The organism is Thermoflexus sp., assembly GCF_040289485.1.
In the GTDB taxonomy this organism is placed as follows: Bacteria; Chloroflexota; Anaerolineae; order Thermoflexales; family Thermoflexaceae; genus Thermoflexus.
Genome location: NZ_PSLG01000056.1, coordinates 1 through 13,692, shown reverse-complemented (window position 1 = coordinate 13,692; position 13,692 = coordinate 1). Strand labels below are relative to the sequence as shown.

Genomic DNA, 13,692 nt, shown 5'->3' with positions numbered 1-13,692 from the left:
GAAATGGCTGATAATAAATCAGCTGTTGTCAACCCTTCGGCTCGAGGGGCCGCACCCCTTCCAGCCCGCGGCGCAGTTCCCACGGGTAAATGATGTAAGCGTCCGTCACCGCCGCGTAATACGTGGGGCCATGGCGGAAAAGGGACTCCCGGGGCTTGTAGTGGAGGACCGCCGTCTCGGGGTAGCCGCCGGCGGCCTCCACCCGGCTGCGGACCGTGTTGATGGTCCGACCGCTGGCCCAAACGTCATCCACGATGAGCACCCGGCGGCCGCGCAGGAGTTCGTCCTCGGGGAACTGGAGGAAGGTGGGCCAGGTCAGCAACTTCACCCGGGCGAGGTCCTGGGCCTCGGGGAAGCGCACCGCCGCCGTCAGGATGTATTTGATGTCCAAGGCCTCGGCGATCATGCCCCCCGGCACGATGCCGCCCCGCGTGATCACCAGCAGGGCGTCGAAGGGTCCCCGCAACTGGGGAAGCAGGTGGTCCATCAGCGCTTCCACATCCCCCCACGAAAGGATCTCCCGCCGCATGCGCGTGATCCCTTTCGGATTCCGGTGGGCCAGGGGAGGGCGAACCGGAGCGCCGGGACAACCCCGCCTCACGCGGCGGGCTGGCCCAGGCGCGCCCGTTCCTCCTCCGCCCGCTTCTCATCGATCTTCTCGAACAGGGGGCGGATCTCCCGCAGGCGCTGGCCCGGCCGCAGCCGGCTGGGCTCCCAGCGCCCGCCCGGGGCCGCCTCGTAGGTGAGGACCAGATGCTCCCGCTCCTGCTCCCGCACCACTCGCACCACCGAGCGGCCGATCAGATCCCCCTCGTAGCCCAGCATCTCGTGGACCCGTTGGCTGGAGAAGGGGAGGAAGGGGGCGAAGAGCGCCTTGAGGCTATCGATGGCCCGCATGGCGACATAGATCGTGGTCCCCGCCCGGGTCCGGTCCTCCCGGATCTCCTTCCACGGCTCCCGCTCATTGAGGTAACGGTTGACTTCAGCGGCCAAGCCCATCACGGTCTCCAGGGCCTGGCGGAAGCGACAGCCCTCGATCAGCCGCCCCACCGTCTCGAAGGAGACATCCACCCGCGCCAGGACCTCCGCGTCCCTCGGCTCCATCAGGCCCGGCATGGGCACCTCGCCTTCGAAATGACGGGCGGCGAAGGTCAGCACCCGGTGCACCAGGTTGCCCCAGGTGGAGAGCAGTTCCTCGTTGTTGTGCCGGATGAAATCCGCCCAGCGGAACTCGGCGTCCTGGGTCTCGGGCATGATCGCCGTCAGATAATAGCGGATGGCGTCCACGTTGTAACGTTCGGCGGCGTCCAGCGCCCACACCGCCCAGTTGCGGCTGGTGGAGAACTTGTCCCCCTCCAGGTTCAGGAACTCGTTGGCCGGGACGTCGTGGGGGAGGGTGAACCGGCGAGTGGGATCCTCCTCGTAAAGGCGCTCCGTTCCCATCAGTTGGGCCGGCCAGATGATGGTGTGGAAGGGGATGTTGTCCTTCCCGATGAAATAGACGATTTTGGCGGCGGGATCATACCACCAATCCTTCCAGGCCTCGGGGTCCCCCGTCAGGGAGGCCCACTCGATGGTGGCCGAGAGGTAGCCGATCACCGCCTCGAACCACACGTAGAGCACCTTGCCCTCGAACCCCTCCAGGGGGACAGGGATCCCCCAATCCAGATCGCGGGTGATGGGGCGGGGCTGCAAGCCCTGGCGGATGTAATTCAGGGTGAAGGCAAGGACGTTCGGCCGCCAGTAGCCTTTGTCCCGCAGATAGTTCAGAAGGGCCTCGGTGAACGCCGGCAGGTTGAAGAAATAGTGCTCGGTCTCCCGCAGCACCGGGACGCTGCCGTCGATCCGGCTGCGCGGGTTGATGAGCTGGGTGGCCTCCAGCAGCGTCCCGCACCGCTCGCACTGGTCCCCGCGGGCCCGCTCGTAGCCGCAGATGGGGCACGTGCCCTCGACGTAACGGTCGGGCAGGAAGCGCCGGGAGACCTCCGAATAGAACTGGCGCTGGGTTTGCTTGAAGAGATAGCCCCGCTCCAGAAGGCGCAGGAACATGTCCTGGGAGACCCGATAGTGATTCTCTGTATCGGTGTGGGTGAAGAGGTCGAAGGAGATCCCGTATTTCTGCCACGTCTCCAGGAAGAGGCGGTGGTAGCGCTCGAACAGAGCCCGCGGCGACACGCCCTCGCGATCGGCCTGCACGGTGATCGGCGTCCCGTGGGAGTCCGAGCCCGAGACCATCAACACCCGGCTTCCCTTCAAGCGGTGGTAGCGGGCGAAGATGTCGGCGGGGAGATACGCCCCCGCGATATGGCCCAGGTGCAAGGGACCGTTGGCATACGGCCACGCCACACAAACCAGCACCTTCTCGCTCATCGCCACCTCCGCAGCGAGAAGATCTCGGCTCGGGGATCCGGAAACCCTTCACCGCCCGTCACCGAAAAAAAACCGCCGGCCGAGGCCGGCGGTGGGCGGGCGCAACCGAACCCGCCTGTCGGGGGGGGCCTCCCGCCCCCGACCGTCCCGTCGCTCTCCTCATCATCCACCGTTCCCCCCGCTGGCCCGCCAAGGACGCTTTCCCCAGCCAAAGGTTGTTTTTATTTTAGTGGAAAGCGAGCCGCCTTGGCAAGGGTGAGTGAGCGCCGCTGATCGCTGCTAGAATGGAGCACAACCGACCGATCCTGGTCTCCCCAGTTCCACCCATGGCGCACATCCTGGAGATCCAGGGGCTGCGTTTCCGCTACGCCGCCCGGAGGGAGCCCGCCCTCCACGATCTCTCCTTCTCGATGGCGGAAGGGGAGCTGGCCTTGCTGGCGGGGCCCAGCGGCTGCGGCAAAAGCACCCTGCTGCGGGTCCTGAACGGGCTGATCCCCCGGAGCTATAAGGGGGAGCTTTCGGGAGACCTCCGCATCGGCGGGGTGGATCCCCGCCACTGGCCGCTGGCCCGCCTCTCCCAACACGTTGGCACCCTCCTGCAGGACCCGGAACGGCAGATCGTAGGCGCCGATGTGCTCCACGACGTGGCCTTCGGCCTGGAGAACCTGGGCTGGCCCCGGGCGCGGATCCTGGAACGGGTGGAAGCTGTGCTGCACGCCCTGGGGATCGCCCACCTGCGGGACCGGAAGACCTACCAGCTCTCCGGCGGGGAGAAGCAGCGGGTGGCCCTGGCCGGCGTCCTGGCCATGGCCCCGCGCATCCTCCTCCTGGACGAGCCCTTGGCCTCCCTGGACCCCCAGGGGGCCCGGGAGGCGCTGGCCGTTTTCCGAAGTCTGCACGAGGAAGGGCACACCATCCTCCTCGTGGAGCATCGGGTGGAAGACGCCCTCCACGCCGGCCCCCAGCGCGTGCTCTATATGGAGGACGGACGGCTGACCTTCGATGGGGATCCCGAGGGTTTCTTCGACTGCGTGGATCCCACGGCGGTGAAAGTGCCCTTCCCGGTGTGGCAGAGGCGGTGGCCGGCCCTGCGGCCGCGGCCGCAGGGGCCTTTCCCAGAGATCCCCCCGGCCTCTCCGGAGGCCGCCCCCCTGGTGGTCTTCGAAGGGGTCTCCTTCGGCTACGGGGACGGCCCCGACATCCTGCACGACATCCACGCAGAGATCCGCCGGGGGGACAGCCTGGCCATCCTGGGGCCGAACGGGGCGGGGAAGACCACGCTGCTCAAACTGGCCATGGGCCTGCTGAAGCCGCGGCGGGGGAAGGTCTGGGTGGGCGGGAAGGAAACGCGGGCCCAGACGGTGGCCCAGATCGCTCAGACGGTCGGCTACGTCTTCCAGAGCCCCAGCCAGATGCTCTTCGCGCCCACGGTGTGGGAGGAGGTGGCCTTCGGACCGCGCAACCTCGGCCGCCCCCCCGCCCGGATCGAGGCGGACGTCCGCTGGGCCCTGGAACTCGTGGGCCTGACGGAGCACGCCCGTTCCTCCCCATGGGCCCTGAGTTTCGGGCAACAAAAGCGGGTGACCATCGCCTCGGTGCTGAGCATGCGCAGCCGCATCCTGGTCATGGACGAGCCGACGGCCGGCCAGGACTACCGAACTTACACGCGGCTGATGGACGCCATCGCCGCCATCGCCTTCGGGCCCCAGCCCGCGGTGGAGGCCTTCGTGTTCATCACCCACGACTTGGACCTCGCCCTTTCCTTCGCCAACCGGATCTGGGTGGTGGCCGACGGGCGCTTGGTGGCGGACGGCCCCCCTGAGGTCGTCCTCTCGGATCCCGAGGTCATGCGGCGGGGTCGGCTGATGCCCACCTCGTTGCTGGAGACCAACCGCCAGGCTCTGGGGAGGACCGGCCGGTTCCTCCGAGCCGAGCGCTTGGCCGCGTGGATCGGGGCGGAAGATGGGCTCGGATAAGCCGCAGCAGGTCCGGGCGATGTTCGCCCGCATCGCCCACCGCTACGACCTGATGAACCGGCTGATGACCGGAGGGCAGGATCTCCGGTGGCGCCGCCGGGCGATCCAGAGGTGCGGCCTGCGGCCGGGGGCCCGGCTCCTGGATGTGGGCACCGGGACCGGGGATCTGGCGGCGGAGGCGCTGCGCCAGTGCCCGGGGGCGCTGGTGGTGGGGTGCGATTTCACCCTCCCGATGATGCACCGCGGGCGGCAGAAGCCCGGGCGGGCCCGCATCCGATGGGTGGCCGGGGATGCCCTGCGCCTCCCCTTCCCGGACGCGACCTTCGACGCCGTCGTCACCGGCTTCGTGATGCGCAACGTCGCCGACCCCGATCAGGCCTTCCGGGAGCAGGCGCGGGTGACCCGCCCTAGCGGGCGGGTGGTTTGCCTGGAGGCGGTCCGCCCGCCCCTGCGATGGTGGCTTCCCTTCTACCGGCTTTATTTCCACCGGCTGGTGCCCCTCCTCGGCGCCCTCATCGCCGGGGATGAGGAAGCCTATGCTTACCTGTCTCGCTCGGTGGCCGGCTTCTTCACTCTGGAGGAACTGGCCGCCGCCATGGCCCGGGCCGGGCTGCGGGTCCAGGAGGTCCAGACGTTCATGGGGGGGACGGTGGGCCTGATCGTGGGCGTGCGACCCTAGGAGGCCTCAGGACGCCTCCTCGAACCCAGCCCGCAGGGCGCGGCTTCGCTCCAGGTCGAGCAGTTCGTCCTGGATCTGCCGGGCCAGGGCCTGCCGCTCTTCAGCGCTCAGGAAAGCCGCCTCCACGGCGTTCTCGAACATCCGGAGCAGGTCCTGCCACTGCAGCCCCATCCCGGCCATGGCGAACAGATACTCGTCCGTGAGGGTGGTGTCGCTGATGCTGGGATCGTCCGTGTTGAGGGTGACCTTCAGGCCGAGCCGGTAGAGGTCCGGCAACGGATGGTGGTGGAAGCCCGCCGCAGCGCCGGTGTGCAGATTGCTGGTGGGACAGACCTCCAGCGGGATGCCCCGCTCGCGCAGCAGGCACAGGACCGCGGGGTCTCGGACGGCCTGGATGCCGTGGCCGATGCGGTGGGCGCCCAGCACCAGGACGGCGTGCCGGATGTGGGCGGGGGACCCGACCTCCCCCGCGTGGATGGTGAGGAAGAGGCCCTGCTCTCGAGCCCACCGGAAGATCGGGATCAGGGGCTCGAGGGGGGCCCGCAGTTCGTCCCCCGCCAGGTCCAGGCCCACGATCCCATGGGGGCGGCCGTCCGCCGCCAGACGGGCGATCCGCCAGGCAACGGCCGGATCCTCCCCTCGCACGATGGTGGCGATCAGCCGCACCTGGATAGGGGCCTCCTGCTGCGCCTGGCCCACACCCTCCAGCACCCACTCCATCACCTCCTCCAGCCGGAAGCCCTGAGCCTGGGCGAGGGCGGCCGGGTTGAACCGAAGCTCCAGGTAGCGCACGCGGTCCTGGGCGGCGTCGACCACCGCCTCGTAGGCCATGCGGCGGATGGCCTCGGGGCTGGTGTAGAACCGGCGCAGGATCCGGAAGCGGGCGAGGAAACGCTGGAAGTCGGCGGGCTCGGCTGAGGTGAAGCGGACCAACGGCTCGATCTCGGCGAGTGTAAGGTCCAGGCCCAGATCGATCCGGTGCTGGCGGGCGATCTCCAGCAGCGTGCTCAGACGGAGGGATCCTTCCAGATGGCGGTGCAGGTCGACCTTGGGCATGCGGTGCAGGATCGGGCGCCAGAAGCGGGCCGCCGGCCCGTGCCGGAGGCGTATGCGCATCGGCTCCGGCAGCGCTCTCCCCGTTCTCATCGCCTCATCCGAGGCCCACTCCTCCATCTCACGGCTCCCCGAACAGGAACTCCAGCAACGCATCCGTCGCCGCCGCGGGAGGCTTGGGGACCGTGAAGTAGAACGTGCTGCCCTTGCCCAGTTCGCTCTCCGCCCAAACCCGGCCGCCGTGGGCCTCGACGATACGCTTCACGATGGCCAGTCCCAGCCCCATCCCCCCAAACCGACGCTTCGTCGACCCGTCCACCTGGTAGAAGCGCTCGAAAATGCGATCCAGTTTGTCGGGCGGGATCCCGATCCCCGTATCGCGGACCGAGACCAGGACGTGGTCGCCGGCGTCCACCAAACGGACAGTGATCTGCCCGCCGTGGGGGCTGAACTTCACCGCGTTGTGCAGCAGGTTGTCCAGGACCTGGGAGAGCCGCTCCCGATCTCCCCACGCGAGCAGAGGCCCCGGCGGGGCCTCCAGGGTGATCTCCAGCCCTGCCTTGACGGCCGTCGTCTGGAACCCCTGGACAGAGATACGGGCCAGGGCCACGAGGTCCACCGACTCGAAGTGCAGGGAGCCCCGCTCTATGCGTTGGAGGGTGACGATATCCCCGACCAGCCGGCTGAGGAGGTTGGTCTTCTCGGCGATGATCTCCACCGCCTCCCGCTGGGGCTCCGTCAGCGGCCCCATGGAGCCGTCCAGGAGGAGATCCGCGTAGCCCTTGATGAAGGTCAACGGCGTTCGCAGCTCGTGGGAGACGTTCTGGATGATCTCGTCCTTGAGCCGGTCGGCCTCCTGGAGCTCCTCGTAGGCCTGCCGGAGCTCCTCGACGTGGATCCGCAACTCATAGAACAGCCGGGCGTTCTCGATGGCGGCCGCGGCCTGGGCGGCGATGATGGTCAGCAGACGCTCGTCCTCGGGCCGGAAAGCGTGAGGGACCTCGTGGTCGACGGAGAGGGCCCCGATGGCCCGATCGCCGATGATGAGCGGGACGCACAGGAGGGAACGGACGGCCGGATCGAAGGGCACAAACCGGGGATCCTCCCGGGCGTCCGGGACGTAGATCGGCCGTTTCTCGGCCACGACCCGCCCGGCGATCCCCTCCCCCACCCGCAGGCGCGCCTCCCGGCGCCAGCGGTCCTTCACCCCCGCCGCCGCCCGGATCTCCAGCATCTCGGTTTGGGGGTTGAGCAACATAATGTTGGCCGCCCGGCAGCGCAGCACCTCCCGCAAGGTCACCACGATGGAATCCAGCAGCACCCCCGGATCCAGGGTGGTGCTCATGCGGCGGGCGAACTCATAAAGGGTGGTGACTTCCCGCAGGCGCTGGCGGGTCTCCTGGTAGAGGCGGGCGTTCTCCAGGATCACCGCGAGATGGCCCGCCAGGGCGGCCATCAGGCGCAGGTCCTCCTCCGTGAAGGCGTTGGGCCGGGGGCTCTCGGCGTTCAGCACCCCGATCACCCGATCGCCTATCTTCATCGGGACGGCGAGTTCGGAACGGGTGCCCGGCTCCGCCGCCACATAATCCGGGTCCTGGCGCACGTCGGGAACCAGCGCCGGGAGGCCCGTGCGGGCCACGCGGCCCACGATCCCCTCCCCAACCGTCACCGGCACCCGGACCGCCTCTTCGAAGAACCCGTAATGCCCCACGCTGCGCAGGCGTCCGGTCCCCTCCTCCAGGAGCAGGCATTCCACCGCTTCGAACCCCAAGGTCCGCTGCATCACCGACAACGCCCGACGGATCACCTGCTCCGGATCCAGGGTGGTCGCGGTGGCGGCGACCACCTCGTAGAGGATCGCCAACTCGTTCAGGCGGCGGCGCAACTCGGTGAAGAGCCGGGCGTTCTCCAGGGCCATGGCCAACTGGCCCGAGAGGGCGCTCAGCAGCCGGACATGATCTTCCCGGAAGGCCCCGGCCTCCGGGCTCTGGACATCCAGGACCCCGACCACGCGCTCGCCGACGACCAGCGGGACGGCGAGTTCGGAGCGCGTATCCGGGATGCTCGGCACATATCCCTCTTCCCGAGCAACGTCCGGCGCCCACACCACGGTCCGGGCAGCGGCCGCCCGGCCCACCAGGCCTTCCCCCACCCGCAGGCGTGGGGCCCGCAGGGCGGCCTCCTCCGGCCCCGCGGTCCGATAGAGGGCCAGCGTGGCAGGCTCCAGGGGATCGCGCAGGAAAAGGGCGACATAACGGAAGGCGGGCTCCTCCCGGAGGAGCCGGAGGATCTCTTCCACCAGCCGGTCGAGATCCATGAAGCGGACAGCGATCTCCGAGGCCCGTCGCAGCGTCTCCAGTTCCCGCAGGCGGCGCAGGGCCTCGTCGTAAAGCCGCGCGTTGGCGATGGCGACAGCCACCTGATCCGCCACCGCGCCCAACACCCGCACTTCATCGGCGCTGAACAGCCGGGGCGCCTCGAACACGAGGTGGAGCGCCCCCAGCGTCCGCCCGGCGTGGCGCAGGGGGAACCCCACCAGGGCCCCAACGCCCCAGCGCCGGGCCTCCGGATCCTGGAACAGCGGGTGCGTCTGAGCGTCGGGGATCACCACCGGGCGCCCGCTCCGGACAACCTGCTCCGTCACCCCGGCCGGTCGGGGGCGCGGCGCCTCGAAGACCAACGTCCCGTCCCGGTGGATGGTCACGCCGGAGCGCCAAGCCTCCCCGCTCTCGTCCAGGAGATGGAGATAGACCCGGTCCGCCCCGCTCAGGCCCAACAGGTGGCGGGCCGCGGTCTCCAGCACCTGGGGGAGATCCAAGGTCGCTGTCACGCGCGCGGCGATCTCCTGCAGGGCGGCCAGTTCGGCGATCCGTCGTTGGGAGGCCTCGTAGAGTTGGGCGTTGTGAAGGGCCAAGGAGAGGTGGTCGGCCAGGGCGGTGAAGACGGATTGGTCTTCGGCGGGGAAAGCCCCCGGCTGGATGGAGAAGAAGGCCAGCGCCCCGATCACAGACCGCTCCTGATGCAAAGGGACCATCAGAGCGGAGCGGACCGAAAGGATCTCCTGGGACAGGGGTAGCCACCCGTGATCTTCCCGAAGGAGATCCGGGATCCGCACAACCTCGTCACGCTGGATGCACCCGGCAAGGGCCCCAGCGACCGGCCAGGGGGTTCCTGGCGGGAAGTGCTCGACGAGCAACCCCGCCGCCGCCACAGCCTCCACCGAGGCCTCATCGGGGCCCCGCATGAACACCACAGCCCCGTCGCAGGCCAGGAGGCCCACCGCCTGGCTCACCACCACCTCAAGCACCTCGCGGACGTTTAAGGCGGCGCTGAGATGGCGTGCGATCTCGCTCAGGGCCGCCAGCAGGCGGACCCGGCGCTGCTCGGCCTCGTAGAGCCGGGCGTTGGCCAGCGCGACACTTATCTGATCCGCCAGGGCGCGGGCCAACTGGATCTCCTCATCTGTAAACGTGCGCAACCGCACATCGCTGGCCTCGATCAGGCCGACCGGACGGCCTCGGATCCACAAGGGGAGCATCAGGCACGTCCGATAACCGAAGGCCTGCATCCATGCTTTCTCCGCGGGGTCCGCTGTAGGATCGTCGGCCCGGACCACGAGGAAACCCCCTTCCTGCAACAGCCGGCGCGTCGCTGGATAATCGGCCAGCAGATACAGTCGGCCGACCTCCGGTGGAGAGGGGTCCTCGCTCTGCCGCTCCGGCGGCGTGTAATCGGCCTCGACCACCAACGCCTCTTCCTGAGGGTCCAAGAGCGAGATGGTGCAGTTGGTCACCTGGAGGACCTCGACCAGGTGCTGAGCCGCCCGCTCCAGGACCTCCCGGGCGCTCAGGGTGGAGGTTGCCAGGGCAGCCCCGACCACCATGGCGCCCAGGTCCCGGATCCGCCGCCGGGTCTCCTGGTAGAGGGCGGCGTTCTGAAGGACCACCCCGACGTGGGAAGCCAGGAGCCGGGCGGCCTCGCGCTCCACATCCAGGAGGGGATGCGGAGATCCCCGGGCGATCACCAGCCGGCCCCACACCCGCCCCTCGCGGGTCAACGGCACCCAGAGGGCCGCCCGCTCGCCCCACGCCGGATCCCCAGTGGTCGGAAGCACCTGAGGCTCCGTCGGGGTTTCCCCAGAGGCGGCCTCCGCGGTCAGCCGGCGGCCCGGAGGTCCCGGGGCATCGCCTGCCGTGGCCTGAAGGATCCAGCGGGCGCCGTCCGCCTCGGCCAGCCAGACCTGGGCTCCGGTGCCCTCGAAAAGGGTGCAGGCCGCCGTGGCCAGGCGCTGGAGGATCACCTCGCGCTCCATCTCGGCCGCCAGTTCCGCCAGCGTACGGTTCAGGCCCTCCAGGAGCCGGCTCCGCCGGCGCTCCCGCAGGGCCAGGCGGGCGGCCTCCACAGCCATGCCGATCTGATCAACGATGGCCGAAAGCAACTGGCGCTCGGCAGCTGTGAGGGACCCCGGCTGGGTAGATACCAGTCCAAGCCACCCCAGCGTTCGCTCCCGGGCTCGCATCGGCAGAAGGATCACCGTGTGCCCCTCCCCCTCGGGCCCCGCCGGGCCGACCCAGGCCTGCCCCTCCTGGAGCACGGCGGAAAGCCCCGCGCTGAGCCGTCGAAGGACATCGGACAGGACGGCCGGGTCCCGGCTGCGGAAATACCAGCCGGCCGCCTCCTCGGCCTCCAGATAGAGCCATCCCCCTGCGAGGCCCAAACCGTCCACTACCCGGGCCAGGGCCTCTTGGATCAGCACCGGCAGATCGGAAGCCTGGACGGCGAGGCCGGCCATCGCATAAAAAGCGGCCAGATCCCGGGTCATGCGCTGGGTTTGCCCCAGCAGCCGCAGCACGTAGAGAGTGGCCGCGAGCAGGCCGCCGATCCCCTCAGCCAAGCGGATCTCCGCCTCAGCGAATCCGGGATCCCCGTGGGCCCGGCCGAGGGCCAACAGGCCCACCCGCCGGCCGGCGAACCGCAGGGGGAGGAGCAGGGTGAGGGTGAACAGCGGATCCGGGAGCAGCCCGCCCAGGGCAGGCGGGAGAAAAGCCCGGTGGAAGACCTGGGCAGCGCCGACCTCCAACAAGGCCGCCACCTCGCGCTGGCCCATCAGAGAGAGGGTGCGGACCGGTCCCGCCTCGACCCCGACAGCTGCCTGAAGGTGCAGGGCGGTCTGGGTTTCATCCTGGAGGAAGAGAACGCCGGCGTCCGCCCGGGCCAGCGGGAGGGCCACCTGGAGGGCCAGGTGGCAGAGATCCTCTGGGTCGGCGGCGGTGGCTGCCAGGCGGCCGATCTCGGCCACGTGGGAGAGGGCCAGGTCGCGGCGGCCGAGCTCCGCGATGGCCGCATGCAGCCATTCCGCCGTCACCAGCGCCATGGCGATCTGGTTGCCCAACAGGGTCAACAGATCCCGCTCCAACGGGAAAGCGGGCCGCGGCCGTCGGTAGCCGAAAGCCAGAAGACCCCGCGGATCCTCTTGATGGATGAGGGGTAACATCACCAGGGTGCGGATCCCGAGGGCCTCCACGATCTCCCGGGTGATGGGGGCCAGATCAGCCGTGGGCGTGTCCTCGATATACCAGGCGTAGCGATGGGCGCGGAAGGCCTGGTAAGTCCGCTCGTCCATCGCGATGCGGCCGAAGCGGACCCGGAAGACCTCGTCGAGGCCGAATTGAGCGACCAGTTCCAAACAGGGGCCGCGGGCCTGATAGGCAACGGCCGCGTCCGCCTTCCAGAGCGCCATCAGCAGACGGGCAGCGCTGGCCAGCAACGTGTGGGGCTCCCGCCAATGGTGGCCCAGTTCGGCCAACATCCCCAGCATCTGAGAGAACTCCCGATGGAGCCACTCCTCCGCGGTCGGGGCCAGTTGCCGGATCAGGCCATAGGTCGCCCGCGGCATCCCCAGCCACCGGGCGGGGAGCGCCTCCCCATGGGCGCCCAGGATCACCTCCCATGCGGCGGGGAGGCCCTCCGCCATCAATCGTTCCCAGGCCTCCTGCATCGCCGGGCGCCGGGCCGGGTCGATCCACTCCCACAGCGGGCGTCCCAAGAACGCCTCCCGGGAGGAGCGCCAGAACCGCGCAGCGGCCGCGTTCAGCCAGAGCAGGCACCCTTGCGCGTCCAGGACATAGAGGGGTTCTTCCAGCGCCTCCCAGCGGCGGACATCGGAAAGAGGAAGGAGGGGCTCCACATACAAGCGCACCGAGCGGGGGGCACGCGCGGGGACGGCAGTGAACCGGAAGGGGAGGGCGCCGGGCTCCAACCAGAAAGAGCCCTCCAGCGGGCGTCCCTCACGGGCGGCGGCGACCAGGGCCTCCCAGGAGGGGAAAATCCGAAGGAGGCTCTGGACGCGCAAACGCCGCCGCCGGCCGAGCCAGGGCTCCAGCCCTGCCGCCACCGTCTGGCTCAGGTGCAGCCATCCGCTGTCCAGATCCAGGCGGACCGTGGATCGGTGGGAGACCCAGTCCGGTGCTCTGGCCATGCTCCCTCCCGCTGTCCAGGAAACCGCAGCGTTACCTGCCATGGAAACCGCCTGCCAACGAAGGGCCGGTTCTCAGCGGCGCTGAGAGGTCGGGCGGGATGCGCCGGCCGTTCCAGGAAGCGGCGGGGCTCCCGGACGGCCGTGGCAGTGCTTATATTTCTTGCCGCTTCCACAGGGGCACGGATCGTTCCGCCCGATGGGCCGGTCGGCGGCCTCCGCGGCGCCGGCCGAACGACCTGGCCCCACCTTCGCCCCGGGGGCGAGGCGGCGCTCCCGCGCCAGCGCCTGGCCGCTGGGAACGATCAGGAAGAGACGCCGAACCGCCTCGGCGCGGATGTTCTGGAGCAGATCCTGGAACATCTCAAAGGCCCGGCGCTTGTATTCGACCAGCGGATCGCGCTGCCCGAAGGCCTCCAGGCCGATCCCCTGGCGCAGGTTCTCGATGGCCGTGAGGTAATCGACCCAGAGTTGGCCGATGAGGCCCAACAGCAGGTTGCGGGCGGGTGCGGAGAAGGCCCGGCGCCCGAAGAACCGGACGGCTTCGCCCTGGAGGTCTGGGTCCCAGTGGGCGAAGGGGAGATCGGCCACCGCCTCCCAGCGCGCCTCCCCCAGCCACGCCGCCAGGCTCAAACGGGTGGGCTCGTCCAGGTCGCGGGGGCGCTGCTCGCCCATCCCCCGCCAGATGGAGCGCCCCAGTTCCTCCTCCCGGGCCTCCAGGACCCCTTGCAGGTGCGCCAGGATGCGGGGTTTCCGTTCGGCCGCCGGGATCTCCTCGAGCAGCCGTCCGGCCAGGTAGGAGAGGGGGAACACCACCTGGGCGTAGGTCACCCGCTGGTGGGTTCGGGCGTCGAAGGATACCTGCCGGGTGAACTGAGCCTCCCACAGGGCCTGAGCCAGCGCCATCGGATCCTGCTGCCCGTCCAGGCGGTCGGCCAGCGCCCCGATCACCTCGCCCAGGTGGGCATCCAACCGGGCCTCGGTCTCCTGGCGCACCACCTCCCGGATGAGGTCCGCCAGTTCCTCCCAGGAGGCCTCCAGGAGATCGGCCTCGTTCAGGGTCAAACCCACCCCGGCCCGGCGGGCGGCGGCCGTCAGGGCTTGCAGGCGCAACGCCCGGTGGCCGGCCTCCCGCACCA

General features: G+C 69.6%; 7 protein-coding genes. 2 read left to right on the top strand and 5 right to left on the bottom strand.

Features of this window, described 5'->3' with window-relative positions:
- Positions 1 to 28 precede the first annotated feature (28 nt).
- Together C4313_RS09195 and metG are read right to left on the bottom strand one after the other, a co-directional pair.
- The gene (locus C4313_RS09195; protein ID WP_352429567.1) at positions 29 to 529 is read right to left on the bottom strand and encodes a phosphoribosyltransferase; all 501 of its coding nucleotides are present in this window, start codon (positions 527 to 529) and stop codon (positions 29 to 31) included.
- 68 nt (positions 530 to 597) lie between these two features.
- Positions 598 to 2,370 carry a methionine--tRNA ligase gene (gene metG, locus C4313_RS09190; protein WP_352429566.1) on the bottom strand — a complete coding sequence of 591 codons (1,773 nt, stop codon included), beginning with the start codon at positions 2,368 to 2,370 and terminating at the stop codon, positions 598 to 600.
- A 284-nt stretch (positions 2,371 to 2,654) separates the two neighbouring features.
- Here metG and C4313_RS09185 point away from each other — a divergent pair, with 284 nt between their 5' ends.
- Together C4313_RS09185 and C4313_RS09180 are read left to right on the top strand one after the other, a co-directional pair.
- Complete coding sequence (locus C4313_RS09185) at positions 2,655 to 4,346, top strand: ABC transporter ATP-binding protein (protein WP_352429565.1); 1,692 nt, start codon at positions 2,655 to 2,657, stop codon at positions 4,344 to 4,346.
- Entirely contained in the window at positions 4,333 to 5,025 is a 693-nt protein-coding gene (locus C4313_RS09180) for a ubiquinone/menaquinone biosynthesis methyltransferase (RefSeq protein ID WP_352429564.1), read from the top strand. Before C4313_RS09185 ends, C4313_RS09180 begins: the two co-directional genes overlap by 14 nt.
- Positions 5,026 to 5,031: 6 nt before the next feature.
- On the opposite strand, the gene add is transcribed toward C4313_RS09180, so the two are convergent.
- From add to C4313_RS09165, 3 genes are all read right to left on the bottom strand, one after another.
- Positions 5,032 to 6,171 carry an adenosine deaminase gene (gene add, locus C4313_RS09175; RefSeq protein WP_352429563.1) on the bottom strand — a complete coding sequence of 380 codons (1,140 nt, stop codon included), beginning with the start codon at positions 6,169 to 6,171 and terminating at the stop codon, positions 5,032 to 5,034.
- A 28-nt stretch (positions 6,172 to 6,199) separates the two neighbouring features.
- A complete protein-coding gene (locus tag C4313_RS09170; RefSeq protein WP_352429562.1) occupies positions 6,200 to 12,556 on the bottom strand; it encodes a GAF domain-containing protein in 6,357 nt (2,118 codons plus the stop codon).
- A 72-nt stretch (positions 12,557 to 12,628) separates the two neighbouring features.
- Positions 12,629 to 13,692: SEC-C metal-binding domain-containing protein (locus C4313_RS09165; RefSeq protein WP_352429561.1), on the bottom strand; the 1,064-nt coding region annotated here is incomplete at its 5' end.

Coding starts and splice junctions, on each gene's coding strand:
- C4313_RS09195 (WP_352429567.1), bottom strand. CDS start 529: ATGCGGCGGGAGATCCTTTCGTGGGGGGATGTGGAAGCGCTGATGGAC.
- metG (WP_352429566.1), bottom strand. CDS start 2,370: ATGAGCGAGAAGGTGCTGGTTTGTGTGGCGTGGCCGTATGCCAACGGT.
- C4313_RS09185 (WP_352429565.1), top strand. CDS start 2,655: ATGGAGCACAACCGACCGATCCTGGTCTCCCCAGTTCCACCCATGGCG.
- C4313_RS09180 (WP_352429564.1), top strand. CDS start 4,333: ATGGGCTCGGATAAGCCGCAGCAGGTCCGGGCGATGTTCGCCCGCATC.
- add (WP_352429563.1), bottom strand. CDS start 6,171: ATGAGAACGGGGAGAGCGCTGCCGGAGCCGATGCGCATACGCCTCCGG.
- C4313_RS09170 (WP_352429562.1), bottom strand. CDS start 12,556: ATGGCCAGAGCACCGGACTGGGTCTCCCACCGATCCACGGTCCGCCTG.